The organism is Ferruginibacter sp. SUN002, assembly GCF_050611725.1.
Classification (GTDB): Bacteria; Bacteroidota; Bacteroidia; order Chitinophagales; family Chitinophagaceae; genus Ferruginibacter.
The window spans coordinates 2,615,854-2,640,728 of the sequence record NZ_JBODJB010000001.1 but is presented as its reverse complement, the minus strand read 5'-3'; the positions used below and the strand labels follow the sequence as shown (position 1 = coordinate 2,640,728).

General features: G+C 35.8%; 26 protein-coding genes. 17 read left to right on the top strand and 9 right to left on the bottom strand.

Annotated elements, in window-relative coordinates:
- Positions 1 to 5: 5 nt before the first annotated feature.
- Genes ACQ33O_RS11455 through ACQ33O_RS11445 form a run of 3 tightly spaced genes read left to right on the top strand, consistent with a single transcriptional unit; the run spans position 6 to position 1,444 of the window.
- Positions 6 to 413 (top strand): bactofilin family protein, encoded by a 408-nt coding sequence (locus ACQ33O_RS11455; RefSeq protein WP_430995724.1) that lies wholly within the window; start codon positions 6 to 8, stop codon positions 411 to 413.
- Between the two features lie 25 nt (positions 414 to 438).
- The gene (locus ACQ33O_RS11450) at positions 439 to 834 is read left to right on the top strand and encodes a hypothetical protein (protein ID WP_430995723.1); all 396 of its coding nucleotides are present in this window, start codon (positions 439 to 441) and stop codon (positions 832 to 834) included.
- Entirely contained in the window at positions 827 to 1,444 is a 618-nt protein-coding gene (locus ACQ33O_RS11445; protein ID WP_430995722.1) for a SprT-like domain-containing protein, read from the top strand. The genes ACQ33O_RS11450 and ACQ33O_RS11445 overlap by 8 nt, the downstream gene beginning before the upstream one ends.
- On the opposite strand, the gene ACQ33O_RS11440 is transcribed toward ACQ33O_RS11445, so the two are convergent.
- Positions 1,431 to 2,114, bottom strand: a complete 684-nt coding sequence (locus tag ACQ33O_RS11440) for a hypothetical protein (RefSeq protein ID WP_430995721.1) — start codon at positions 2,112 to 2,114, stop codon at positions 1,431 to 1,433. The genes ACQ33O_RS11445 and ACQ33O_RS11440 overlap by 14 nt on opposite strands.
- On the bottom strand, positions 2,111 to 2,809 hold the full coding sequence (locus tag ACQ33O_RS11435) for a hypothetical protein (RefSeq protein ID WP_430995720.1): 699 nt from the start codon (positions 2,807 to 2,809) through the stop codon (positions 2,111 to 2,113). Before ACQ33O_RS11435 ends, ACQ33O_RS11440 begins: the two co-directional genes overlap by 4 nt.
- A 266-nt stretch (positions 2,810 to 3,075) precedes the next feature.
- Between ACQ33O_RS11435 and ACQ33O_RS11430 the strand changes: the two genes are divergently transcribed.
- The 4 genes from ACQ33O_RS11430 to ACQ33O_RS11415 all read left to right on the top strand — a co-directional run bounded on the left by ACQ33O_RS11430 (position 3,076) and on the right by ACQ33O_RS11415 (position 8,198).
- Positions 3,076 to 3,621 (top strand): RNA polymerase sigma factor, encoded by a 546-nt coding sequence (locus ACQ33O_RS11430; protein ID WP_430995719.1) that lies wholly within the window; start codon positions 3,076 to 3,078, stop codon positions 3,619 to 3,621.
- A gap of 4 nt (positions 3,622 to 3,625) precedes the next feature.
- Complete coding sequence (locus tag ACQ33O_RS11425; protein ID WP_430995718.1) at positions 3,626 to 4,399, top strand: anti-sigma factor; 774 nt, start codon at positions 3,626 to 3,628, stop codon at positions 4,397 to 4,399.
- A gap of 188 nt (positions 4,400 to 4,587) precedes the next feature.
- Positions 4,588 to 5,160 (top strand): fasciclin domain-containing protein, encoded by a 573-nt coding sequence (locus tag ACQ33O_RS11420; RefSeq protein WP_430995717.1) that lies wholly within the window; start codon positions 4,588 to 4,590, stop codon positions 5,158 to 5,160.
- Between the two features lie 119 nt (positions 5,161 to 5,279).
- Entirely contained in the window at positions 5,280 to 8,198 is a 2,919-nt protein-coding gene (locus ACQ33O_RS11415; RefSeq protein WP_430995716.1) for an FAD-binding and (Fe-S)-binding domain-containing protein, read from the top strand.
- 29 nt (positions 8,199 to 8,227) lie between these two features.
- On the opposite strand, the gene ACQ33O_RS11410 is transcribed toward ACQ33O_RS11415, so the two are convergent.
- Entirely contained in the window at positions 8,228 to 8,803 is a 576-nt protein-coding gene (locus tag ACQ33O_RS11410) for a PsbP-related protein (RefSeq protein ID WP_430995715.1), read from the bottom strand.
- A 91-nt stretch (positions 8,804 to 8,894) separates the two neighbouring features.
- Here ACQ33O_RS11410 and ACQ33O_RS11405 point away from each other — a divergent pair, with 91 nt between their 5' ends.
- The 5 genes from ACQ33O_RS11405 to ACQ33O_RS11385 all read left to right on the top strand — a co-directional run bounded on the left by ACQ33O_RS11405 (position 8,895) and on the right by ACQ33O_RS11385 (position 14,450).
- Complete coding sequence (locus ACQ33O_RS11405; RefSeq protein ID WP_430995714.1) at positions 8,895 to 11,285, top strand: TIM-barrel domain-containing protein; 2,391 nt, start codon at positions 8,895 to 8,897, stop codon at positions 11,283 to 11,285.
- Complete coding sequence (prmA, locus tag ACQ33O_RS11400; RefSeq protein ID WP_430995713.1) at positions 11,286 to 12,104, top strand: 50S ribosomal protein L11 methyltransferase; 819 nt, start codon at positions 11,286 to 11,288, stop codon at positions 12,102 to 12,104.
- A gap of 91 nt (positions 12,105 to 12,195) precedes the next feature.
- A complete protein-coding gene (plsY, locus tag ACQ33O_RS11395) occupies positions 12,196 to 12,846 on the top strand; it encodes a glycerol-3-phosphate 1-O-acyltransferase PlsY (RefSeq protein WP_430995712.1) in 651 nt (216 codons plus the stop codon).
- A gap of 104 nt (positions 12,847 to 12,950) precedes the next feature.
- Positions 12,951 to 13,757, top strand: a complete 807-nt coding sequence (locus ACQ33O_RS11390; protein ID WP_430995711.1) for a M48 family metallopeptidase — start codon at positions 12,951 to 12,953, stop codon at positions 13,755 to 13,757.
- A 231-nt stretch (positions 13,758 to 13,988) separates the two neighbouring features.
- Positions 13,989 to 14,450, top strand: coding sequence for a hypothetical protein (locus tag ACQ33O_RS11385; protein WP_430995710.1), 462 nt, complete (start codon positions 13,989 to 13,991; stop codon positions 14,448 to 14,450).
- Positions 14,451 to 14,598: 148 nt separating this feature from the next.
- On the opposite strand, the gene ACQ33O_RS11380 is transcribed toward ACQ33O_RS11385, so the two are convergent.
- Together ACQ33O_RS11380 and ACQ33O_RS11375 are read right to left on the bottom strand one after the other, a co-directional pair.
- On the bottom strand, positions 14,599 to 15,660 hold the full coding sequence (locus tag ACQ33O_RS11380) for a WG repeat-containing protein (protein ID WP_430995709.1): 1,062 nt from the start codon (positions 15,658 to 15,660) through the stop codon (positions 14,599 to 14,601).
- Positions 15,661 to 15,705: 45 nt separating this feature from the next.
- Positions 15,706 to 16,755 carry an RluA family pseudouridine synthase gene (locus ACQ33O_RS11375; protein WP_430995708.1) on the bottom strand — a complete coding sequence of 350 codons (1,050 nt, stop codon included), beginning with the start codon at positions 16,753 to 16,755 and terminating at the stop codon, positions 15,706 to 15,708.
- A gap of 102 nt (positions 16,756 to 16,857) precedes the next feature.
- Here ACQ33O_RS11375 and lipB point away from each other — a divergent pair, with 102 nt between their 5' ends.
- Positions 16,858 to 17,592, top strand: coding sequence for a lipoyl(octanoyl) transferase LipB (gene lipB / locus ACQ33O_RS11370; protein WP_430995707.1), 735 nt, complete (start codon positions 16,858 to 16,860; stop codon positions 17,590 to 17,592).
- Here the strand turns inward: lipB and ACQ33O_RS11365 are convergent, their stop codons facing one another.
- Together ACQ33O_RS11365 and ACQ33O_RS11360 are read right to left on the bottom strand one after the other, a co-directional pair.
- Positions 17,593 to 18,279, bottom strand: coding sequence for a hypothetical protein (locus ACQ33O_RS11365; RefSeq protein WP_430995706.1), 687 nt, complete (start codon positions 18,277 to 18,279; stop codon positions 17,593 to 17,595).
- Positions 18,280 to 18,345: 66 nt separating this feature from the next.
- On the bottom strand, positions 18,346 to 19,242 hold the full coding sequence (locus ACQ33O_RS11360) for a 1-aminocyclopropane-1-carboxylate deaminase/D-cysteine desulfhydrase (protein WP_430995705.1): 897 nt from the start codon (positions 19,240 to 19,242) through the stop codon (positions 18,346 to 18,348).
- A gap of 79 nt (positions 19,243 to 19,321) precedes the next feature.
- Here ACQ33O_RS11360 and ACQ33O_RS11355 point away from each other — a divergent pair, with 79 nt between their 5' ends.
- The gene (locus ACQ33O_RS11355; RefSeq protein ID WP_430995704.1) at positions 19,322 to 20,224 is read left to right on the top strand and encodes a nucleotidyltransferase family protein; all 903 of its coding nucleotides are present in this window, start codon (positions 19,322 to 19,324) and stop codon (positions 20,222 to 20,224) included.
- A gap of 76 nt (positions 20,225 to 20,300) precedes the next feature.
- Here ACQ33O_RS11355 and ACQ33O_RS11350 read toward each other — a convergent pair whose 3' ends face one another.
- Both ACQ33O_RS11350 and ACQ33O_RS11345 read right to left on the bottom strand, forming a co-directional pair.
- Positions 20,301 to 21,425 (bottom strand): S1C family serine protease, encoded by a 1,125-nt coding sequence (locus ACQ33O_RS11350; RefSeq protein ID WP_430995703.1) that lies wholly within the window; start codon positions 21,423 to 21,425, stop codon positions 20,301 to 20,303.
- The gene (locus tag ACQ33O_RS11345; protein WP_430995702.1) at positions 21,400 to 21,966 is read right to left on the bottom strand and encodes an RNA polymerase sigma factor; all 567 of its coding nucleotides are present in this window, start codon (positions 21,964 to 21,966) and stop codon (positions 21,400 to 21,402) included. The genes ACQ33O_RS11350 and ACQ33O_RS11345 overlap by 26 nt, the downstream gene beginning before the upstream one ends.
- Positions 21,967 to 22,113: 147 nt before the next feature.
- Between ACQ33O_RS11345 and ACQ33O_RS11340 the strand changes: the two genes are divergently transcribed.
- From ACQ33O_RS11340 to ACQ33O_RS11330, 3 genes are all read left to right on the top strand, one after another.
- Positions 22,114 to 22,314: a hypothetical protein gene (locus ACQ33O_RS11340; RefSeq protein ID WP_430995701.1), complete on the top strand. Its 201-nt coding sequence runs from the start codon at positions 22,114 to 22,116 to the stop codon at positions 22,312 to 22,314.
- 360 nt (positions 22,315 to 22,674) lie between these two features.
- Positions 22,675 to 23,559 (top strand): prephenate dehydratase, encoded by an 885-nt coding sequence (locus ACQ33O_RS11335; protein WP_430995700.1) that lies wholly within the window; start codon positions 22,675 to 22,677, stop codon positions 23,557 to 23,559.
- 39 nt (positions 23,560 to 23,598) lie between these two features.
- The gene (locus ACQ33O_RS11330; protein ID WP_430995699.1) at positions 23,599 to 24,783 is read left to right on the top strand and encodes a pyridoxal phosphate-dependent aminotransferase; all 1,185 of its coding nucleotides are present in this window, start codon (positions 23,599 to 23,601) and stop codon (positions 24,781 to 24,783) included.
- Positions 24,784 to 24,875: the final 92 nt, after the last annotated feature.

Sequence of the window (24,875 nt, the reverse complement as noted above, 5' to 3'; positions counted from 1 at the left end):
GGTATATGTTCAATCCTAAAACAAAAAGTCAACAAGAAGAAGTGACGGGGAGCGGTACAACTATCATTGGAGCCGGTACACTTATTAAAGGAGATATCGAAAGCAATGGTGATATAAGAATTGATGGTACACTCGTTGGTAATGTGATCTCTACCGCAAAGGTTTTGATCGGTTCGGGCGGAACAGTGCAAGGTGATCTTAAAGGAGAACAGGCAGATGTATTAGGGAATGTATCAGGCAAGATTAAAATTAATGATCTGCTCCAGCTAAGAGGGAATGCCAGCGTTAAAGGCGATATCTACGCAGGTAAGTTACAGATAGAGCCTTCTGTTACCTTTAATGGACAATGTCATATGGGAGCCAATGTAGTAGAGCTTAACAGCGATGCATCCACAGTAGCTGTAAATGAATAACCGGATCGATAATTATTAAAAAGAAATGAATACAGATAGAAAATTGTTATTGCCATTATTGTTGGTGTTTTTAATATTGAATGGATTTTTCCTTGCAGGAAAATCGATATTGGATAAATGGCATATTGATAATTATGTGCTCATCGTTGCTAATTGTATTTTATTACTTACTGCTATTGCAACTTTTAGAATGCAACGTAAAGCCTTGCAGGATAAGAATCCTAATGTTTTTGTAAGAAGTGTGATGGGCTCGGTGATGATAAAAATGGCAGTAGTGATCATTGCTATTATGATCTATCGTTTTGCACTACCACAGCAATTTAGCAAAATGTCTGTTTTTGCTGCAATGATTTTATATCTTATCTATCTGGCTGTAGAAGTAAAAGTGATATTAAAACTGAACAAAAGTTCAAATGTCTAAACAGGAAGCACCTCTCCATCAATTACAAGTTTATTTACCCGAAGGGAGTTTTGAAGATGTATCGGCTTATCTACTTGCTCATAAAGTGCAACTAACCATCACCCGTGAACGAAAAACAGTGCTGGGAGATTATCGGCATGCTCATTCCAATAAAAATCATCGCATTACGGTGAATGGTAATCTGAATAAATATGCTTTTCTGATAACATTATTGCATGAGCTGGCTCATCTGGTTACCTTCGAGAAATTTGGCAACAGAGTATCGCCCCATGGTCTCGAATGGAAAAATGAATACAGTAAGATACTGGCTCAGTTTCTCTTAAAGAAAGTATTTCCTGCCGACATACATAAAACTCTATTAAAAACATTGCAGAACCCTGCTGCCAGTAGTTGTGCAGATACTTCTTTACTCAGGGTATTACATCAATATGATGCAAAACCCGAAGGAGTTCATTTAGTTGAAGCTTTGCCAACAGGGGCTTTGTTTAGTATTAAAGGCGGCAGGGTTTTCAAAAAGGAAGAAAAAGTGAGAAAACGATTTAAATGTACGGAAGTAAAAACAGGTAAAGTGTATTTATTCAGCCCTGTCTATGAAGTTAGTATTGTTTAATTGAATATTTAATTTGTACTCCAAATTTCATCTGTCGAGCAAAGAAATCTCCTGCATGATAATTGTTTATATAGGATAGGCCATATTCAGTAAGAATTCCGACTGATAATTTGTTGCTTATTGGAGTAGAAAAATTTACAACTGCATTTAATTGAGACTCGTTGATTCCTTCGGGATGCTTATTTGTTTTGTCAATAATTAATTTATTTGCTTGCTGAAGTATTAGCAATGTAGCCTCTTCTTTGCCATTGCCTAAAGGGATTGAAGCATTGATTCCAAGGTAAAGGCTTAATTTGTTTTTTAATAAATCAATTTTTTCGCCAATCCCAATTCTAAAGGCGGTTAAAGAATAATTTGACCATTCTTCAGAAACACTTTGCGAAGCTGTATCTTCTATTTTAATAAAATGTTTTGTCTTATACCCATAGTTTGTAATTCCTGCTTCAATTGAAGTAGAGAGCTTGGACTTTGATTTTATATTAATGACTACACCTGCTGCAAATCCAAATTTACCCGATTGATCGTAATAATATGATGGGACATTGTCCTGTACTTTTCTGATTGTAGAAAAATAGGGTTCAATATAGCCGGATATATTATTGATTTTTATTTGTCCATTGGTAGTGTAAACAAATGCTGATAAAAACAATGTTGTTAATAAGTATTTCATTTACTTAAAGTATGAATGATTGATGTGGAAAATATTTGGTGATAATTTTTATTAATAGAATTTTTGTAAACGGGTGTTATGCTGTTGGAAAAGCCAATTTGCAAATCAGTTTTTTCAAACATTTTATAATTAAAAAATATCTCAGGAGCTATATTTACTTTGTTAGTATTGGTTGTTTTTTTTTCATACCAAATAATTGCAGCATATTCTTGGTTGAGTGAATTTGTCGAAACATAAATATTCCTTTTTATTACGACATTTTTGAGTAAAAAAACATTGAGGTTTAATCCCAATGCACATTTTTTGCTAATATTTGTTTTGCAAAAAAATGAAAGGTCTATATAGTTTAATCTAATTAAATCTCGATATTTCACAATACTCCAGTTTTCGTTTTGTGGTAGTATCTCTTCATTGTTTTGGCTATAACCTCCGTCGGTAATTTCAATATTTCCTAATCTGTAATAGGATAGTCCTATGCCGACTTGTATCTTTTTTGTTACATTGAAATTCGCATTTAGCCCAAAGTGATACGAAGATTTATAATAACTGTCATACACAGAATTGTTTCTTTGAGTACTTTTTGAAATTGTTGAAAATACGCTTCCTGCACAAAGCCTTAATTTTTGCGATTTACTTTCAAAAAATGATAAAAGTGTAATCCAAGAAACAATAAAAAATCGTATTGTTATGGCCATAGTAGCAAATTTGGAGTTATTGGTTATATGGAAATATTATTGTTCTAATAATTATAATAATGATTTTGTGATTATTATAATTATGACGGTTTTGGCAAATTGAATTATATGTCGATTTAAGGTTAGACGATAATGATTTAAAAGTGGTTGCATCGCCTTATCAAAAGACTTAATTTTAAGTAAAGAGGAACATTTCGAAACATTTTTTGAAATTTCCTGTTAATCATAAAAAAATCTCTACTTTCGGTAATAGTGTAAGAAAAAAATTGGAACAAATTCACAAATATAGTGAGCCCGAACTGGTGCAAATGCTGCAAATGCAGGATCAACAGGCATTTTCATACCTCTATGATAACTATGCTGCTGCTTTGAACGGGGTTATTTACAGAATGGTAGAAGATAAAGAACTAGCAGAGGATATATTACAAGATGCATTTGTTAAAATATGGAATAATTTTGCACAGTACGATAGCTCAAAGGGGCGTTTGTTTACATGGATGATAAACCTGACCCGTAATTTAACAATTGATACATTACGGAGCAAAGGCTATAAAAAGCAGCAGAAAATCTCAAGTGATGAAAATGCCGTAAGTAATGTGCAAGACCAAAGTTTTGGTGCCGATAAGTTTGATACAATGGGGTTACAGAAACATTTAGCCAACCTAAGACCGGAGCAACGTTCAATCATCGATATGGCGTATTTTAAAGGGTATACGCAGGATGAAATAGCTAAGCATACCGGTATTCCGTTGGGAACGGTAAAAACCAGAATGAGGGCGGCAATTATAGAACTCAGAAAAATTTTGCAATAAGAAAGTGGAAATAAACGATATCATATCATCCGGATTACTAGAGCTGTATGCTACAGGTCTTGCTTCTGAACAAGAGGCAAAGCAGGTAGAGCAATGGGTTGCTCAATATCCGGAAGTGGCCGAAGAGTTGACTCAGATAGAGTCTGCTATGCAATCGTATGCAACAGCAAATGCTGTGCAGCCATCTTCAGTTGTAAAAGAAAATATTTTTGCAGCTATCAACAAATCAAGATCAACCGCTCCTGCTAAAGTGATTGGTATAGCACCTTACTGGAAATCGGTAGCTGCTGCTTCGGTAATACTATTGTTAGGAAGTGCAGTGATGAATGTTTTGTTGTTAAATAAGAATAAAGATGTAAACAGATCATTACAGGAAGCACAACAAATTGCAGGAAGCCTTCGAAAAGATAATGAAATGATGAAGCAAGATATGCATGTTGTACAGGATAAATACAGTATGCCGGTTGCATTGAAACCTATGCCCGGTGGTATGGATGCAACTGCAAAAGTTTTCTGGATGCAAAACACCGGAGAAGTATATATCGACCCTAGCAGTTTGCCGGCCACTCCTCAAGGCAAACAATATGAGTTATGGGCCATTGTAAATGGGGCACCGGTAAATGCCGGTATAGTTATTACTACAAAAAAAGGCGACCGTTACAATATACAAAAAATGAAAACATTTGGTAAAATCGAAGCTTTCGCCATTTCGTTGGAAGCAGAAAATCCAACACCGGCCACAACCCCAACCACAGTTGTATCAATGGGGAAAATGTAAGCGTATTTCAAAATAATACTAGGAAGCCGACAAGTAATTTGTTGGCTTTTTTTTATGGTTAGCAATCCGAGTATAACTTAATCCACTACTACATAATGTATAACAGAAAATATTTTTCAAAAAACAAATCCATCCTTCTTCATCCTTCGTAGGTCTATAAAAATCATTCATCAAAAAAATTAAAGACTATGAAGAAGCTTTTAATGATCGCAGTAGCAGCAGTAATTACCAATTGCTCTTTAGCTCAAACAATGAACAATAAAGCCATGGGAATGGAAAAGACTGTAACAGTAGGAGGAGCGCCAATGTATCCATCTAAAAACATTGTTGAAAATGCAGTTAACAGTAAAGATCATACAACATTGGTAGCAGCAGTAAAAGCAGCCGATCTGGTAGAGACCTTGCAAAGCGAAGGTCCTTTTACAGTTTTTGCTCCTGTAAATAAGGCATTTGATAAATTACCTGCAGGAACCGTAGAAAATTTATTAAAACCTGAGAACAAAATGGCATTAACAGGTGTTTTAACTTATCATGTGGTTGCAGGAAAATTTAATGCTAAAGACCTGATAGCGAAGATCAAAACAGGTAATGGTAAAGCAGAATTGAAAACTGTAGCTGGTGGCACACTTTGGATTATGATGAAAGGAAAGAAAATTGTTATCAAAGATGAAAATGGTGGTATGGCTTTTGTAACAATAAAAGATGTAAATCAAAGCAACGGCGTGATACATGTAATTGATCACGTTTTGCTTCCAAAATAGGTTATGGTCATAGGTTTCATGTTAAGTGGTGAAGCGGCTCGATGTATTCGGGCCGCTTTTTTCTTTTTACTCATTTTAAAATGGGTTAAATTTGCACTCTCAATGCAACCGATAGTAACATGAAAGCTCAACTAGCCGCACTGGCAAAGGATTTAGAAGGAGATTTTTTTACAGATGATGTGATGCGTACCCTTTATGCCACTGATGCATCTGCCTACAGAGAAATGCCTTTGGCTGTTGCTATTCCCAAATCAACAGATGATATTAAAAAATTAATACATTTTGCACGTGCTAATAAAACGTCCATAATTCCACGAACAGCGGGCACTTCCTTAGCCGGACAAGTAGTTGGTAATGGCATTATTGTAGATGTATCTAAAAATTTCACCAAAATAATTGAACTTAATAAAGAAGAGAAATGGGTAAAGGTTCAGCCCGGGGTTATTCGTGATGAATTGAATATGTTTTTAAAACCGCATGGTTTATTTTTTGGCCCCGAAACCTCTACGGCAAACAGAGCAATGATCGGTGGTATGGTTGGTAATAATTCTTGCGGATCAAACTCTGTTGTTTACAGAAGTACAAGAGAGCATTTGCTTGAAGTAAAAGCGTTGTTAAGCGATGGAACTGAAGCAACTTTCGGCGCATTGAATATAGATGAGTTTCATGCTAAATGCGATGGTGAAACATTAGAAGCGAAAATCTACAAAAATGTAAGAAGTATTTTAAGCGATTATAATAATCAAACAGAAATACGCAAGGAGTTTCCAAAAAAATCAATTGAAAGAAGAAATACCGGTTATGCGGTAGATGTGTTATTGGATACGGCTCCGTTTACCGCCGGGGAAGAGAATTTTAATTTTTGCAAATTGATCGCAGGCTCTGAAGGTACACTTGCTTTTTTGACAGAAATAAAATTAAATGTAGTGCCGCTACCACCGAAACATGCAGGTTTGTTGTGTGTGCATTTTAATTCTATTGATGAAGCATTAAGGGCAAATCTCATTGCATTAAAATACAAGCCAAGTGCAAGTGAATTGATCGATCATTTTATTTTAGAATGTACCAAGGATAATATTGAACAAAGCAAGAATCGCTTTTTTGTTCAAGGAGATCCGGGAGCAATATTAGTGGTAGAATATGCTGCTGATGATATTGAAACGGTAAAAAATATTGCTAAACAGGTTGAGGAAGAGATGCGTAGCCATGGTCTTGGTTATCACTTTCCTTTATTAACCGGTGCCGATACAAAAAAAATATGGACACTCCGTAAAGCCGGACTAGGTTTGCTTAGTAACCTTCCGGGAGATGAAAAAGCAGTGCCTGTAATTGAAGATACAGCAGTTGATGTAAATGATCTTCCGGAATTCATTAGAGATTTTAATCTGATATTAGATAAGCATGGTCTTCACTGTGTACATTATGCGCATGCCGGCAGTGGCGAAATACATTTACGCCCTATTATCAATTTAAAAACGGAGGAAGGGAATCAGCTTTTCAGAACTATTGCAGAAGAAATAGCCACATTGGTAAAAAAATACAATGGCTCATTAAGTGGAGAGCATGGCGATGGAAGATTGCGTGGAGAATTCATCAAACAAATGATAGGGGATAAGAACTACAAACTCCTTAAACAGATAAAAACTACCTGGGATCCGGAAAATATTTTCAATCCGAATAAGATTGTTGATACCCCATCAATGAATACAATGCTTAGGTATAAGCCGGGGCAGCAAACGCCGGAGTTTAAAACAATTTTTAGGTTTAACAATCAGAATGTTTTACAACATGCAGAACAATGTAACGGTAGTGGAGATTGTCGTAAAACACAATTAAGCGGAGGAACAATGTGTCCTTCATTTATGGCTACTCGTAACGAAAAAGATACAACAAGAGCAAGGGCAAATATTTTACGAGAGTTTTTAACTAATTCTGATAAGTTGAATCGTTTTGATCATAAAGAAATTTATGAGGTGATGGATCTGTGCTTGAGTTGCAAAGGTTGTAAATCTGAATGCCCGAGTAATGTGGATGTGGCAAAATTAAAAGCAGAGTTCTTACAACACTATTACGATGCCAATGGAGTTCCTTTCAGATCAAGGCTGATAGCCAGCTTTAGCACTTTTGGTAAATTAGGTGCTTTAGTGCCCGGCTTATATAATTTTGTTGTAACAACAGCACCTATCAGTACTTTAATAAAAAAGTTTGCTGGCTTTGCAACAAAACGTTCAATGCCTACGCTCTACAAAACAACATTAAGTGCCTGGTATAAAAAAAATCGTAAATCCCAAATCTCAAATCGTAAATCGAAACTGGTTTATTTGTTTTGTGATGAATTCACCAACTATAACGATACTGAGATTGGAATAAAAGCAATTTTGTTATTAGAGAAATTAGGGTATGAAGTTGTAATTCCTACACACGAAGAAAGTGGCCGGGCATCATTATCAAAAGGGTTGATCAGAGATGCTAAAAAAATAGCCAATAAAAATATAGACTTGTTAAGCCCTGTTATCACTGCAGATACACCATTGATCGGTATTGAACCGAGTGCTATTCTTACTTTCAGAGATGAGTATATTGATTTGGCAGATGAGGATAAACTGGAGAAAGCTAGAGCGTTGGCAAAACATGTATTCTTGATCGATGAGTTTATTGCCAATGAAATTGAGAAAGGGAATATTAAGAAAGAGCAATTCACTGCAGAAAAAAGATCGATAAAATTACATGGACATTGTCAGCAAAAGTCATTGTCTTCAACTGCACCTTCAGTAAAAATATTATCGCTGCCCGAAAATTATTCTGTAGAAACAATTCCTTCAGGATGCTGTGGTATGGCAGGTTCATTCGGATTTGAAAAAGAACATTATGATCTGTCAATGCAGGTAGGAGAGTTGGTGTTGTTACCAACTGTTCGTAACCAAGCCGAAGATGTGATCATCGCTGCTCCGGGTACAAGTTGTCGCCATCAAATACATGATGGAGCCAATAGAAAAGCTTTACATACTGTTGAGGTATTGTACGAAGCATTGATCTAAAAAAACCGGGATTTCAATCCCGGTTTTTTTTAATAAAATTTTATAGAGTTGATCAACTGTTTGGCCGATGTTACGTATGGGTCTTTTTTATCTCCATCGGCAGAATAGGTAATTAGGTAAATTTTCCCGTCTCGTAAAAAGAATCGTTGAATCCAACTGAGCCTGAAATCTACGCCTTCTAAATTTCCGCTGTAAATAATTTCATAAGCCTGAAGGCCATTCCATTTAAAGAATTTAGCACTGGTTTGTTTCAGATCGGTAATAGTTACCCCATCTTTTATGCTTGCTACATTTTGATCTACATAATCTTTGAAAGTAATACCGGAGGAAGAGATATCTTCAAAACTTAAATTAAGATTTTCGCTGAACCTGTCATCGTCACCATTGGTTGGCGTGAAAAGATAAACAATAGCATCACTAACCGTATCCGTCAATTCCCAATCTTGAGGGTATTGGAATTTTATTTTATGATCAACATTATTATAGGTAGATAGTGCTGTTTTCGCCTGTGTTTTTGCAGGTGCTTTTGTTTTTGCCTTTGTTTTTTGTCCATAAGAGGTCAATGTCACAATGCATACCAGTAAGGAAAGAATTATTTTTTTCATTTAGTTAGGTTTAGTAAAAACAATGTTATGGCGATAAAGATAATGCTTTATGATTGTAATTTTTTTAGCTTAATTTGTAGAAAATTATAATATGCGATTGTTGAATATTTGGATTGCCGCTTTGTGTACTTTTTCTGTGTCATTTTCTTTTGCACAATCTAAGACAATAACAATAGGTGATGGAGTTTGGAAACTTACGCAGTATTCTGCCGACATTATTAAAGTTTCATTTAAGCCGGATGCTTATAAAATCAATGAAAGCATCAGCGATGCCGTTATATTGAAACCTTTAAATAAGATTACAATTCCTGTAAAGACTGAGATGAATTTTATCACTATCGGCCGTGATAAAAAAGTAGAAATAACCGCACCTGTACAAAGAAAAGTTGATGGTATCGATTATAGCGTATTTGATATTTCACTTAAAGTCGATGAAAAAATATATGGTGGCGGAGAAAGAGCATTACCATTAAACAGAAGAGGTTATCGATTTAATTTATATAATAGCCCACATTATGGTTATGGCGAAGGAGCAGAAAACTTGAATTATTCCGTTCCATTTTTTACTTCATCAAATGGATATGGTTTATTTTTCGATAATGTTTCGAAAGGATATGCAGATATTGGTAAATCGAATAATAATGTTTTCGAAGCAGGGTTTATGAGCGGAGAATTAAATGTCTACATCATATTCGGGAAAGATTATAAAGAGATACTCTCCAATTATCATAAACTTACCGGAACACAACCATTGCCTCCACGGTGGGCTATGGGTAATTTAATGAGCCGATTTGGATACACTAGTCAGAAAGAAGCTGATTCTATTGTAGCAAAAATGAAAAGCGAAGGGGTACCCGTAGATGCAATTATTTTTGATCTTTTTTGGTTTGGCGATAGCATACAAAACACATTGGGCAATCTTGCATGGATCAATAAAACCAAATGGCCTGACCCGGGGAAGATGATCAAAGATTATAAAAAACAAAACATCAATACAATTTTGATCACCGAGCCGTTTGTTGTAAGATCTTCTTTAAACTATAATAATACACTACAGTATCAGGCGGTAGATAGTACAGGTAAAAAGCCATTTATGCTCACAAACTTTTATTTCGGTAAAGGAGGTTTGTTAGATGTTTTTAAAAAAGATACACGGGAATGGTTCTGGAGCAAATATCGGGAGCAAATGAAATTAGGGGTAGAAGCCTGGTGGGGAGACCTGGGTGAGCCGGAAACACATCCTGCAAATATGTATCATAACTTAAATGATCTGGGCTATAAAAGATTATTCAAGGCAGATGAAGTGCATAATATGTATGGCCATGTTTGGACAAAAATGTTATTCGATCAATATGCAAAAGAATATCCAACCAAAAGATTGTTTAGTTTGAACAGAAGTGGTTTTGCAGGTACACAACGCTATAGTATATTTCCATGGACAGGTGACGTTAGCAGAAGCTGGAGCGGACTTCGGGCACAGCTACCCGTTATACTCGGCATGAGCATGAGTGGTGTGCCGTATGTACACAGCGATGCCGGCGGCTTTGCCGGTGGTGCAGGAGATAACGAACTCTATGTGCGCTGGTTGCAGTTTGCGGCTTTCACGCCAATTTTTAGACCGCATGGTACGGCTTTGGGGGAAGTAGATAAAAAAGCATTTAGCTTCCCGAGTGAAGTGGCTTTAATAGATGAGCCGTATCGTACTTATGCGAAAGCTGCAATTCAATTGCGCTATTCATTATTACCATATAATTATACCCTGACGTATAATCAAGCTGTAAAAGGTGAGCCCTTAATTGCACCATTGTATTATTATTATCCGAATGAAGCTGCAGCTTGTGATGTTAGTGATGAGTTTATGTGGGGAGAAAATATTTTAGTGGCTCCAATTTTAGAAAAAGATATGAATGAACGAGACGTATATTTCCCTAAAGGCAAATGGTATTCATTTAATAATGCAACAATGGCTTATTATGGAAGCAGAACTTATGAGTTTGGGCTACGAACAGAAGAGCGTATAGGAATGAATAATATTCCGATATTTATTAAAGCTGGAAGTTTTATTCCAACTTTATGGAACAATAAAAAGCCTAATACTGTTTCCTCTAAAACAGATACTTTAAATATTCATTATTTCTGCGATTCAAAACCATCAACATATACCATGTATGATGATGATGGTGTTAGCAAAAATGCAATTGCTACAAGGCAATTTGAATTAATTACATTCAAGGCTCAGCCCGACAACAATAACCTTAGTTTTCACATTACAAGTAATACTGGCAAATATAAAGGTCGTCCTGCATCAAGACACATCCGATTAATATTACACGGAAAATTATCAGCAGATAAATCGGGGTATGTTAATGGTCAAAAAATAGAATTATTTGATGAAGTCATAGAGACCAGAATTGATACGGAACAAACCTATTTAATTGAATTTAATTTTACAGGTAAACCAATAACTATCGAAATAAAATAAATGAACTACTTACAATTTGATTTCCATTCAACCAATTCGTCTCAATCCGAACAATTGATTGCATTACTAAGCAATCAAAATTTTGAAGGATTTGAGGAGGATGATGATAGCTTAAAAGCATTCATTCCTGAAAATTTATTTAATGAAAATGAATTCGCAGAAATAGTAAAAATATTCCCTTCTATTCTTTACACAAGAGTTTCTGTAGAAAATATTAACTGGAACCAGCAATGGGAAAGTGGTTTTTCACCTGTAACTGTAGGCGATTTTGTGGCAATTCGTGCCGGCTTTCATCAACCTATCACCAATGTTGCACATGAAATAATCATTACCCCAAAAATGAGTTTCGGTACGGGGCATCATGCCACCACTCATATGATGGTACAGCAAATGCAGCATATTGATTTTGCCAACAAATCTGTTCTGGACTTTGGAACAGGTACGGGAGTGCTGGCCATACTCGCCGAAAAGTTAGGTGCCTCAAAAGTATTTGCCATCGACAATGATGAATGGAGCATCACCAACACCATCGAAAATATTGAACAGAACAGTTGTAGCAAGATCACAGTCGAACTGCACAATGAAATTCCGAAAGGAACTGTGTATGATGTGATCCTTGCCAATATCAACCTCAATGTTATTCTTGCAAATCTCGATAGTATAGCAACTGTTGCTAAAACCGGAACACCGGTGCTGCTCAGTGGTTTTTTACTGGAAAATGAAGATCGGATCAAATCATCTACTGCTGAAGCCGGCTTTACCTATTTATCCACTGTCAAAAAGGGTGATTGGATAGCTGTTCTCATTGAAAAACAATAAGTTATCTCTTTAGGTTCATTCTTTGTTGATATTAAATAATCGTTAAGTGGCTGTTTTGCGGTATATTTGCACCTACTAATTTACTAAATCCATGAAAGAGTTCCTCTTAATTGTTTTAGCATATTTGATCGGATCTATTCCTACGGCATTGATTATCAGTAAATCATTCTTTGGGGTTGATATTCGTGATTACGGAAGTGGTAATATGGGAGCCACTAATACTTTCAGAGTATTGGGCACTAAATATGGCATCATCGTAATGATCTTCGATATTTTGAAAGGAATGTTGGCTGTGGCTTTATACAATTTCTTGCCTCATTATTTGCACAACGACTGGGACAAAACGAACCTTATGGTAGGCTTGGGTTTAGCCTCAGTACTTGGCCATATCTTTCCCATATTTGCTCAATTTAAAGGAGGAAAAGGTGTTGCAACTTTGTTTGGGATGATTCTGGCGGTTCAGCCGGTAATAGCTATCAGTTGTGTAGGGGTGTTTTTAGCTGTTTTATATCTTACAAGATACGTTTCTTTAAGTTCTATCCTTGCAGGCTTAAGTCTGCCGATCTGTGTACTTTGGATCTGGAATGATGATGTGATCATCTACCGCATATTTGCTGTATTAGTTGCTGTTTTGATCGTTCTAACGCATCAAAAGAACATCATTAAGATCTTAAGAGGCAGCGAAAGTCGTGTACCTATCCTTAAATACAGAGACAGAAGGAAATCTCGCCGTAACAAGTAATTACATACAACCTTTTTGCAGTAAATTACATCTGTAGACTTTAACATTTAGAAATGGCCGCTTTGGTACGCCAATTGTATATCTATTTATATAAACTTATTAAGATGAAAAAGATTTTACTTATTATGTCGGCTGTGGTTGTAGTAGCAGCTTGTAGCAAGAATGCTGTAACCGGCCGTAAGCAATTATCGCTTTTGCCCGAAAGTCAATTGCAGCAAATGGCTTTACAGGAATATCAGCAGTTTCTTTCTCAAAGTAAAGTGGTAAGTACTACCACAAGTAAAGATGCAGAAATGGTACGTAGAGTAGGTACCCGTATTGCAAATGCTATTACGGAATATTACACAAAGCAAGGAAAGGCTTCTATTTTTGAAGGGTATAAATGGGAGTTTAATTTAGTAGATAATAAAGAGATAAACGCATGGTGTATGCCCGGCGGTAAAGTGGTAGTATATACCGGTTTGCTACCAGTAGCTCAGAATGAAGCAGCTTTAGCCATTGTATTGGGGCACGAGATCATGCATGCTGTTGCCAAACATGGTAATGAAAGAATGAGTCAGGCAATGCTGGCGCAGGGAATTGGTATTGCAGGAGATGTATTGACCAGCAGAAATAGTCAGGTAAACGGTATTTTTAATAGCACTTATGGTATAGGAGCACAGGTAGGCGTTTTATTGCCAAACAGCAGAAAACAGGAATCTGAGGCTGACCATTATGGTTTGATCTGTGCGGCAATGGCTGGTTACAATCCTAAGGAAGCTATCCCATTCTGGCAGCGTATGAGTAAGGCAGCAGGTAGCGGCACTAAGCCTCCGGAGTTTTTATCAACTCACCCTTCTGATGAGAAAAGAATAAAACAATTAGAAGGCTATATGGATGAGGCATTAACTTATTATAAACCAGTTAAATAGTCGTAGTTAATTAAAATTAAAATGCCGCTAAACTGTAGCGGCATTTTTATTTAACAAAATTTATAAAATATTTTAAATTAAGTCGTTATGAAATTTTGATTTAATTTAATTTCAAATTAATGAATTGCCTTTTACACTACATTTTTTGTTATATAAATTGATTTTAATAATTGTTTTAGGGGAATTATTGCAATATTTTGTGTAATTTTGCAGACTCTTAAAGCTTTTTATATGGAATTAGAAGTAATGTCTCCCTCACAAACAGTACTTGAAAAATTACAACTTAACGGCGAAAAAAATCTCTTGGTTCAAGGATTGCCATCTACCATAGAAAAGCAATTCAGCAAACTCTCGTTTGCAAAAAATGTTACCCCACTTTTAAAAGCACGTAAAATTGATTTTGCATTGGTGTTTGCCATCAACCAAAAGCAATTGACAGATATATTGAAAGATGTAATACCTGCTTTGCAAAAAGATGCTAAGCTTTGGGTGGCTTATCCAAAAGTTACAGCCAAGATCGTTAGTGATCTTTGCAGAGATTGTAAATGGGATTTTATGGGGCAATATGGTTTTGAAAGTGCAAGACTTGTTACATTGGATCATGTTTGGAGTGCAATGCAATTTAAAAAAACAGGTGCTGTTAAAAAAGAAGCAAAAACCGCTAAACGTTTACTTGCTGTAGAAGAAGCATAATTGTTTATAATAACTTTATTAAAAGGTGCAGTTGACTCAACTGCACCTTTTTTGTGAAAACTATTATGAAGCGAGCACTGCATCGAGATTGCCAATAGCTACAGTAAAGCCTTCTTTGTAACCAAGGGCTATGAACTTCTCAAGGTGCTCATAAAAAGATAAATACGACCTTCCCTTGTTTATTGATCAAGCAATTTTTCTTATTAATATAGACCCCTGTTGTTCCTCTACGAAATTCATTTTCTATGTAGTCCCAATCCGAGGGAATTAAAATAATGTCCTTCCCTTCATGATCAATAAAACTTCTTTTATCACCTATCATTACAAATGCTAATCCTTCACTGAAATGAGTAGCGTAAGTATAAATTGGTTGGATCTTATATTGGCCCGATGAATCAATATAGCCATAAAGGCTACCTTTTTTTACCATAGCCAAACCTTCATAAAACCTATCTACACTATTATAAATAAAGGGGATCCGCTGCTTCCCTTTGTTATCAATAAAGCCATAAAGGCTATCTTTTCTTACCGGAGCCAAGCCGAATTTAAATCCATGAGCATATTCAAATTGAGGTTTAATTATTTCCTTCCCTTCTAAATTGATATATCCATATTTACTGCTTTTAAACCTGCCCATAGATTTTTCCAACAGGAACAAGCCGCTTTCTTTTGAGTAATTGCTTAACAGGTAATCTGGTTTATGATGAAAGAGCACTTTCCCGGTTGTATCAATATAAACAGCTTTCCCTTTTTTGTTTGTCACCACTGCAATACCTTCTTCGAAGTGGGATCCAGCTAAATAATTATATGGTAAAATGAGTTTTCCTGTTTTATCAATTACACCAAAGAGCAGGTCCTTGCCTTTTTTTTGCCCTACAAATGCAAGTCCCTCATTAAAATCATTTGCATACGCAAAGTATTTCCCAAAGGCATTTTTATTTTGAGTGGTTATGTAAAACTTTTTCTTATCCAGTTCTACAAATGCCAATCCATTGTGAAAGTTGCTTGCAAAATCGTACATAGCAGGTATCACGATTATTCCATCTGAATTTATATATCCCCATTTTTGATTGGGAAAAAACTGAAAAGGTCTTATGCAACTATCTGCAAGACAGATCGTGTCTTTTTGAACACTATAAGATTTTAATTGACAAGAGAGTTGATTGAAAAAAAGTATTGCTATCGGTAATAAGAAAAATATTTTTTTCATTGGATTAAAGTAATGCGGTGAAACATAGCTACTCACAAATATATACTACTCTATAATATTTCTATTACTACTATACTTTCGCCATTTTTCAATAACAGCTTGTATGTCTTCCGGTAATTCGCTTTTAAAAAGCATTGGTTTTAACGTAGTAGGGTGTACGAATCCAAGTTCACGGGCATGCAATGCCTGGCGTGGGCATAGATCAAAGCAATTGTCAACAAACTGCTTGTACTTGGTAAATACAGTTCCTTTAACAATTCTATCCCCACCATAAAAATCATCATTGAACAATGGGTGGCCAATGTATTGCATATGTACCCGTATCTGGTGTGTACGGCCTGTTTCCAAACGGCACTCGATCAAGGTCACATAATTAAAACGTTCAAGTACTTTATAATGTGTGATGGCTTCTTTACCATATTCGCCATCGGGGTAAGTGGTAAATAATTTCCTGAATCTTTGATGGCGGCCTACATGCCCTTTAACAGTGCCACTTTCTTCATCAAAATTGCCCCATGCTAATGCGACATACCTTCGATGTACGGTATGATCAAAAAATTGTTTGGCTAAATGCGACATAGCGTGTTGATTCTTGGCAATCACTAACAGGCCTGTTGTATTCTTATCTATTCTGTGTACAAGTCCAAGGCGGGAGAGGGGAATATCTTTTTTTTCTTCGCTTTGCTGTTGCAGATAATAAGCAATACCATTTACCAATGTGCCACTATAATTACCACTACCCGGATGTACTACCATGCCGGCAGGTTTGTCGATGATCATAATGTCTTCATCTTCAAAAACAATATTGAGTGGTATATTTTCCGGAACTATTTCGGTGCTTTCAGGACTCTTATTATCAAACACCACTACTTTATCTCCCGGCTTTACTTTGTAGTTTGATTTGATCGGTTTTTCGTTTACTAAAACCATTTCATCGTCAATGCCTTGCTGTATTTTATTACGGGTAGCACCTTCAATACGGGTCATCAGAAATTTATCGATACGGAGCGGTTCCTGTCCTTTATCGATCTCTATTACCAGCTTTTCATAAAGCTCTTCACTGTCTTGTTCTTGTATTTCTTCTTCTTGGTTCATGGTATGTATTTTACTATAGTCCATAGTCTATGGTTCATGGACTATGAACCACGAACTATAAACCATTAACCGCCTTATCTTTGCAAAGTAAAAGAAATTGCATTGGATAAGCAGATAGTACACTATAAAGATTTAGGAATTGTTGAATACAAACAGGCCTGGGATTACCAGGAATCTTTGTTGCAGGAGAATATTGCAGTAAAGGTGGCGAACAGGCAACAGCTAATTGACGATGGACAACCAACCATGGTCCATGGAACATGGACTAAGCACTATCTTCTTTTCTGCGAACATCCCCCGGTATATACCTTAGGTAAAAGCGGTAGTGAAGATAATATTCTTATCAATGATGATGAAATGGAGCAGCAGGGTATACAATATTTTAAAACCAACCGAGGTGGTGATATTACATTTCATGGATTACAACAAGTGGTTGGTTATCCAATTTTAGATCTGGAAAAATTTTATACCGATATTGGCAGATATTTAAGAGAATTGGAAGAAGTGATCATTCTTACATTAAAAGATTATGGTATAGTCGGAGAAAGAAGCAAGGGAGAAACGGGTGTATGGATAGAGCCAGGTGTTTTGGGTAAGGAAAGAAAAATTTGTGCAATGGGGGTTCGTTGTAGCAGATGGATCACTATGCATGGTTTTGCATTGAATGTGAATACTGATCTTAGTTATTTCAATAATATCATTCCTTGTGGGATTCAAAATAAGCAGGTTACTTCATTACAAAAGGAACTGGGTAGGGAAGTAGATTATGCCGAAGTAAAGCAACGACTTAAAATAAACTTTGAAAAAGTTTTTAATGTAATTGTGCAGGATAATTAATTATCTACCTTGCTCATTGTTAGATGGAGTCTTTTTAGAATCTTTCGAAATATAAAATTGATATTTCTCAATCAATATATCTTCTTCAAATAATTGAAAATTAAACCAGCCGGCGTGTTTGAAATTTACTTTTTCAAGTGTAATGAACGGTTCCGGAATTTTCTTTATCTCAAATAAAAAATTATTATTAGCGTCAAAAAATTTGACGCTATATTTTTTAACTGCGGCATTGGGTATATTGATTACTACATTATTTTCTTTGCCGGTATAAATGTACTTGCTGGCTGTAAATCCGGTAGGTTGTGTAACCACAACTTCCTGGTAGCCGGGCACCACGGTAACGGTATCTATTGATGGTTGATAAGATCTGGTGAATATATATGACCCATCTGAAAATGCAACAAATACTCTGTAAAATACTTTGTCGGCAGGAGGTTTAGCATCAACAAAACCATTATCTCTATTCATCGGGTTTAATACGGTGCCGATAGTTGAAAATTGTTTGATACTATCAGACGAACGTTGAATATTAATAGTACTGATCGTTCTTCCGTAAGCATTTTTCCAGCTGATGATCACTTTCTTTAATGCCTTTTTTACCTTTATTTGTGGTAAAGTATCCTGCCCGAAAGCGTTACAGAAAAATCCTGAGCAAATGATAAATAAAGTGATAAGGCTTAAACGCATAGAAGATTTAAAACGTAAAACTATTCAGAAAGGTTTGAATGCAAATATAAACCGATGTTAATTCAATCAAAAAAATAAAGTTCCCTTCGGTAAAGATAAATTACCTTGTAAGCCTCCGGTATGGATGCATACAATATTGCTACCCGACGCAAACATTCCTTTTTTTATTTGATCAAAAATGGCATACATCATTTTGCCTGTGTACACAAAATCGGTTGGTAGTTGATATCGCTTGTGTAACTCATTCATGAATGTGATCAACTCATCAGTTTTTTTTGCGTATCCGCCAAAATGATACTCATTCAATAATGCTAATTGTTTCAAATCGACATTATTTTCCGATAAAAATGATATCCTGCTTTCAATGTCATGCATACCTTTCAGCACAGGTACCCCAATAATTTTTTTCTGTTTGTGATTCATTAATAATCCGGCAAGGGTAGTAGCAGTACCTACTGCACAACAAACATGGGTAGTGTTATCAGGTATAAGATCCATTATCATCGCTACGCCTTTAGCACCTTTAAAGTGATAACCTCCTTCTGGAATGACAATACTTTCTTTAAACTCTTCTTCCAATTTTTTTAAAAAGCCATCATCTTCCTTTTGATCGTAGATTTCTCGTGAAACAAATCTTAATTCCATGCCATCATTGAGGCATTGTTTTAATGTATGCGATAATTCTTTTGGTTTTTCTCCTCTAACAATACCAATACATTTTATGTTAGATAGTTTACAAGCATAGGCCGTTGCAGCAAGATGATTTGAATAGGCACCCCCGAAAGTAATAAGTATTTTTCCTGACGAAATATCTTCTAAAAAATAATGAAGTTTAAATAGTTTATTGCCTGATATGACCCGGTGGATCGCATCCAATCTAAGTACAGATAACGAAATGTTCTTCTCCCTAAGCCAATTGTCCTCAAGCACATCGATTTTTATATGTGAATAATCAAACAGCATTTTTTGTCATTAATTGGATGATTGTCCTATTTTCGCAGACGCAATTTGCGATTTGTAATCAGTAATCTGAAATCTATTTATGAAGCCTACTCTTTTAATTTTAGCGGCCGGTATGGCAAGTCGCTATGGAAGTATGAAACAAACCCAGTCTTTTGGCCCTGATGGAGAAACCATTATGGACTATTCAATTTATGATGCCATACGTGCCGGCTTTGGTAAAGTGGTGTTTATTATCCGTAAAGATTTTGCCGAAGATTTTAAAGCAATTTTCGAACCTAAATTAAAAGGTAAGATAGCTACCGAATATGTGTATCAGGAAAAGGATGCTCATATTCCGGGAGATGTGGTTGTGCCTGAAGATAGAGTAAAGCCTTGGGGTACTGGGCATGCAGTTTTATGTGCTTTGGATGTGGTGAAAGAGCCATTTGCTGTTATCAATGCAGATGATTTCTATGGAAGAGATGCTTTTGCGAAAGCAGCTGCATTTTTGAATAATGATTGTACTGATAAAAAATATTCTATCATCGGATATCAACTTGCTAAAACATTAAGTGAACATGGTACCGTAAGCCGAGGTGTTTGCCAGGTAGATGAACAGAATGATCTTGTAAGTATTAAAGAAAGAACAAAGATTTACAGAGAAGGCGATCATATTGTTTATGAAGATGAAGCAGGTAAGCATACCGTTGCAGAAAATTCAAGTGTATCGATGAATTTTTGGTGTTTTCATCCATCATTATTTAATGTTACAGAAAAATTGTTCCATTCTTTTGTAAAAGAAAATCTGGCAAATCTTAAGTCGGAATTTTTTATTCCGATCATTGCTGAAAATTTCATGCATCATTTAGGCGGAACTATTGAAGTGATTCCAACAACAGCTCAGTGGTTTGGTGTAACATATAAAGAAGATGCTCCCGGCGTTAAACAAAGTCTCGATGCATTGGTTGCATCAGGGGAGTATCCTGCAGCTTTATGGAGATAATATGATCAAGCTATTTGATAAAAATAAAAAATCCCGAATTACTTCGGGATTTTTCTTTAGGCTCAATGGTAAGAAATTAGTTACCAACAACCATGAATACAAAATCTTCCATTTTTTTGATCTGTTGTGCTCTATCTAAGCCTTTCAGACTTGTATTACTTGGTGTTTTTATATTTTGGTATTGGTCATCGCCTTTTTTAAGCTTCTCCAATAATTTAAAAATGTTTTTAGATTTTGCAGCATATACAACGCCATCCGCTTTTGCATCTTTTGCAGTAATGATACCGATGATCTCCCCATTACGATTGATGATAGGAGCACCACTGTTACCCGGATTGGCTGAAACTGTTAGCTGGTAAGCTGTAGAATCTCCTTCATTGCCTGATTTTGCACTCACATAACCTTCGCCGTAAACAATTTCATTACGAGGATAACCTAAAGTGAAAAACTGATCGCCAAGGTCTGCGTTGTTTCTATTGATGCTGTATGGAAGGTTGTTGATCGTTTTGAAAGAAGAATCAACTATTTTCAAAATAGCCAGATCTGAATTTTCGTCTTTGTAAACTGAGATTGCAGTGAAGTAATCTCCTTTATTGTTTTCAACGTAAATGTTTTTCATTTTAGTGATCACATGTGCGTTGGTAATAAGATATCCTTTTCCGTCAATTAAAAACCCGGTAGCTCTGTAATCTACTTTAGGTTCAATTTTGGCAGTTGCTGAATTTTGTTTGCCAGATTTTAGTTTAGCAACTTCAGCATTGGTATTCTTGATTTGTTGAACCAATTGCTCGTAGTTTTCATTACCATATTTTTTGGCATAATTAACAACCAACCCTGTAGAACCCAACGAAACAATTCCTGCGATAGAAGCAGCCACTGCAATGCTGCGTTTATATTTGCTCCATAATTGAACAACTTTCGCTTTGCCGGTTAATTTAGGTTGAGCAATAACACCTTCGCCTAAAAGTTTGGCTTCAACCTCAATTAAAGAATGTTTGATATTTCTGGTATTGCTGTAATTGTTCAGCTCCTGTAAAAAATAAATATGCTCCACAACCAATTGGTCTATTTCCGGATTGCTTTTACGCAATTCTTCAAACATACCAACCTCATGCTGCGGCATTTCACCTCTCAGGTATCTTTCTACGGCGTCTAATAACAAAACCTCATCCATTTTACTGACCATTTTTATATTGAGCAAAAAATATCTTTTTCAACCTCATCAGGCACTTGTACTTCTGAGTTTTAGCATTGTCTGAATTAGTATATCCAAACTCTGCTGCTATTGCCTGCATATTTTTGTTTTGCAGATAATAAGCATCCAACAGACTTTTACAGGGTTCGCCGATCTTACTCATGGCAGCATCCATTAATATAAAGTCGTTGTTCTTTTTTTCGTGTTCCTCAAGTTCCTCTTCAACTGGTACTATCTCCTCAATACTATCAATTTGGCCACTATATCGTTGAAGCTGTTGTAGTTTCTTAAGCCATAGCCTGCGGCAGACTGAATAAACGTAGGTCTTTATCTTGCAGTTTAACTCAAATGTGTTGCTATTTGCTTTTTCATATAGCACCATTATGGTTTCCTGAAAAATATCCCGGGCATCATCTACAGATCCGTTATTATTCAGTATAAATGCCTGTACCATGTTATAGTTTTCACGGTAAAGGGTCTCTATAGCCACTCTGTCGTTCTGTGCCAATCCTTTCAATAGGGTAATTTCTTGTTCTGGTGTGCTCACTTGGCTTGTGTTTATTAATACGTAATCGGGTAAATAGTAACCCTAAGCAAAGAAAAATAATTTTTTTTAATTTATGGGTTACCTTTCTGCAGATTTGGTATAAATGGCCATATAACCGTTATATAAACCAATAAAAAACAAAAAAAAATGAAAAAAGTAATTTTCGCTATCGCAATCGTAACAGCTTTCGCAGCTTGTAACAACGCTGAAACTGCAGCTCCTGCAGGTGATTCTTTAAAAGTAGATTCATCTAAAATGGCAGCTGATACTTCTAAAGTAGCTGCTGATACAGCTAAAACTGCAGTTGCTGATACAGCAAAAAAAGCAGCTGATACTACTAAAAAGTAATTAAAGCCAACCGGTTAGGTTGCTTGTTGAGAGTTACCGGTTTCATATAAAGATTTTTCATATGGCAAGCAATCGTTAAGTCGCCCCGTTTTCACGGGGCGACTCTATTTTTTAGAGAATTTTGGTTTTTATCGCTCAATTTATTATTTTTGCCATCCAATGAATTTAAAAGCAAAAAACACCCGATTTTATTTTAGCTACTATTTTTATAAATGGTAAGGGAGATTTTTTGTTAAAACTGAAACACAACGACTAACTGATTAACATAAAAGATCCCGACTAAAAGGTCGGGATTTTTATTTAAATCACCCCAAACCCCTAAAGGGGTTTTTGGAAAAACAAAAATTGAAATTGCTGTCAATGAAACAACAGGACGATAATAAAAAGATTACGAGTCAAAGTTCCCCCTTTAGGGGGACAGGGGGAACAAAAGTATCAATACAAGGTTTTGAAGGTAGTTTTCACCAGATGGCTGCTCGCCATTTTTATGGTAAGAAGGTAGAAGTGGTTTGTTGTTCTACTTTTAAAGAATTGATCGATGTGGCTGAGAATAAAAATGAAAGCGATGGTGGTATTATGGCTATCGAAAACTCAATTGCCGGCAGTATTTTACCGAACTATAATTTATTACAGAAAAGTAACCTCAAAATTGTTGGAGAGGTTTATTTACAAATAAGACAAAACTTACTAGTGAATAAAGGGGTAAAGCTGGAGGATATTCGTGAAGTGCATTCACATACAATGGCGTTACAACAATGTTATGGTTTTCTAGATAAGTACAAATGGAAATTGATTGAAACAGAAGATACTGCTTTAAGTGCTAAACACATTCATCAGCATCATAGTAAACATATTGCAGCCATTGCAAGTAAATTGGCTGCAGAGTTATTTGATCTAGATATCATTGCACCCAATATTCAAACCTTAAAAAATAATTATACCCGTTTTTTAGTTTTACAAAGAGAAAGTGAAGTGCAGGATATTGAAGGGGCTAATAAAGCATCGATCAATTTTCATACAGATCACTCAAAAGGGAGTTTGGCCAAAGTGTTGATGGTTATTGCAAATGCCGGGATAAACCTTAGCAAGTTGCAATCCTTTCCGATACCTGGCAGCAATTTTAAATATTCATTTCATGCAGATCTGGAATTTACCAGCAAATCACAATTGGATAAAGTATTGGGTTCTTTGAAAAAGATAACAGAGAGTTTGAAAGTGTATGGAGTATATAAGAATGGAAAGTAATTATAGTAATTCGTTTTAATTAGTGTAATAAAATTATTAATGAAGACAGCAAAAAGATTAGAAGGCATCGGTGAATACTACTTCTCTCAAAAATTGAGAGAGATAGATGAGATGAATAAGCAAGGTAAGAATGTTATCAGTTTGGGTATTGGTAGCCCTGATCTGCCACCGCATCCTTCTGTAATAAAAGCTTTACAGGAAGAAGCGGTAAAGCCCAATCAGCATGGTTATCAGAGTTATAAAGGCAGTCCGATCTTTAGAACTGCTATTGCAAAATGGTATAACAAATGGTATGACGTTACCTTGAATCCTGATACAGAAATTTTGCCGTTGATAGGAAGCAAAGAAGGTATCATGCATATCTGTATGACCTATATTAATGAAGGTGATCTGGTGTTGATCCCTAACCCAGGTTATCCAACATACAGAAGTGCAGCAAAAATTTCTGGTGGCGTTTGTGTTGAATATAATTTAGAAAAAAAGAATAGCTGGTTTCCGGATTTTCTGGAACTGCAACAAATAATCCGTGTGCATAAAAGTATGCAGGAAAAACAAGGTGGCGAAGGAAGGAACGTGTTGATGTTTGTGAATTATCCGCAAATGCCAACAGGACAATTACCAACCAAAGAGTTGTTTGAAAAACTCATACACTTTGCTCAAAGAAACGGTGTTATTCTAGTTCACGATAATCCTTACAGTTTTATTTTGAATGATAATCCAATGAGTATACTAAGTGTAGTAGGGGCGAAAGAAGTTGCTCTGGAATTAAACTCATTGAGTAAAAGTCATAACATGGCGGGTTGGAGAGTTGGTATGCTGTGTGGTGCTCAGGATAAAATAAATGATGTATTACGTTTCAAGAGTAATATGGATAGCGGAATGTTTTTACCTGTTCAATTAGCTGCAGCAAAAGCCTTAGAATTAGAACAAGATTGGCATGATGAAGTAAATAAAGTATACGCACAAAGGAGAAAAAAAGTATTTGAACTATTGCATTTATTGAATTGTAATTTCGATGAAGATCAGGCTGGGCTATTTGTTTGGGCATCCATACCGCCACATTATAAAGATGGCTTTGAATTGAGCGACGAAGTATTGCATAAAAGCAATGTATTTATTACACCTGGTGGAATATTTGGTAGCGCAGGAAATAATTATGTAAGGGTTAGTTTATGTAGCACCGAAGAAAAAATTGAAGAAGCGATAAAGAGAATTAAAAATTAATAATTTAAAATGAAAAATTTTGTCAAGCTAATTACAGTAATGATTTCTTGGTAATACTATTTTTCATTTTTCATTTTTCACTTTTCATTATT

Bases quoted from the DNA above. Each gene is read 5' to 3' on its own strand.
- ACQ33O_RS11455 (WP_430995724.1), top strand. From the start codon at position 6: ATGTTCAATCCTAAAACAAAAAGTCAACAAGAAGAAGTGACGGGGAGC.
- ACQ33O_RS11450 (WP_430995723.1), top strand. From the start codon at position 439: ATGAATACAGATAGAAAATTGTTATTGCCATTATTGTTGGTGTTTTTA.
- ACQ33O_RS11445 (WP_430995722.1), top strand. From the start codon at position 827: ATGTCTAAACAGGAAGCACCTCTCCATCAATTACAAGTTTATTTACCC.
- ACQ33O_RS11440 (WP_430995721.1), bottom strand. From the start codon at position 2,114: ATGAAATACTTATTAACAACATTGTTTTTATCAGCATTTGTTTACACT.
- ACQ33O_RS11435 (WP_430995720.1), bottom strand. From the start codon at position 2,809: ATGGCCATAACAATACGATTTTTTATTGTTTCTTGGATTACACTTTTA.
- ACQ33O_RS11420 (WP_430995717.1), top strand. From the start codon at position 4,588: ATGAAGAAGCTTTTAATGATCGCAGTAGCAGCAGTAATTACCAATTGC.
- ACQ33O_RS11415 (WP_430995716.1), top strand. From the start codon at position 5,280: ATGAAAGCTCAACTAGCCGCACTGGCAAAGGATTTAGAAGGAGATTTT.
- ACQ33O_RS11410 (WP_430995715.1), bottom strand. From the start codon at position 8,803: ATGAAAAAAATAATTCTTTCCTTACTGGTATGCATTGTGACATTGACC.
- ACQ33O_RS11405 (WP_430995714.1), top strand. From the start codon at position 8,895: ATGCGATTGTTGAATATTTGGATTGCCGCTTTGTGTACTTTTTCTGTG.
- prmA (WP_430995713.1), top strand. From the start codon at position 11,286: ATGAACTACTTACAATTTGATTTCCATTCAACCAATTCGTCTCAATCC.
- plsY (WP_430995712.1), top strand. From the start codon at position 12,196: ATGAAAGAGTTCCTCTTAATTGTTTTAGCATATTTGATCGGATCTATT.
- ACQ33O_RS11390 (WP_430995711.1), top strand. From the start codon at position 12,951: ATGAAAAAGATTTTACTTATTATGTCGGCTGTGGTTGTAGTAGCAGCT.
- ACQ33O_RS11385 (WP_430995710.1), top strand. From the start codon at position 13,989: ATGGAATTAGAAGTAATGTCTCCCTCACAAACAGTACTTGAAAAATTA.
- ACQ33O_RS11380 (WP_430995709.1), bottom strand. From the start codon at position 15,660: ATGAAAAAAATATTTTTCTTATTACCGATAGCAATACTTTTTTTCAAT.
- ACQ33O_RS11375 (WP_430995708.1), bottom strand. From the start codon at position 16,755: ATGAACCAAGAAGAAGAAATACAAGAACAAGACAGTGAAGAGCTTTAT.
- ACQ33O_RS11365 (WP_430995706.1), bottom strand. From the start codon at position 18,279: ATGCGTTTAAGCCTTATCACTTTATTTATCATTTGCTCAGGATTTTTC.
- ACQ33O_RS11360 (WP_430995705.1), bottom strand. From the start codon at position 19,242: ATGCTGTTTGATTATTCACATATAAAAATCGATGTGCTTGAGGACAAT.
- ACQ33O_RS11355 (WP_430995704.1), top strand. From the start codon at position 19,322: ATGAAGCCTACTCTTTTAATTTTAGCGGCCGGTATGGCAAGTCGCTAT.
- ACQ33O_RS11340 (WP_430995701.1), top strand. From the start codon at position 22,114: ATGAAAAAAGTAATTTTCGCTATCGCAATCGTAACAGCTTTCGCAGCT.
- ACQ33O_RS11335 (WP_430995700.1), top strand. From the start codon at position 22,675: ATGAAACAACAGGACGATAATAAAAAGATTACGAGTCAAAGTTCCCCC.
- ACQ33O_RS11330 (WP_430995699.1), top strand. From the start codon at position 23,599: ATGAAGACAGCAAAAAGATTAGAAGGCATCGGTGAATACTACTTCTCT.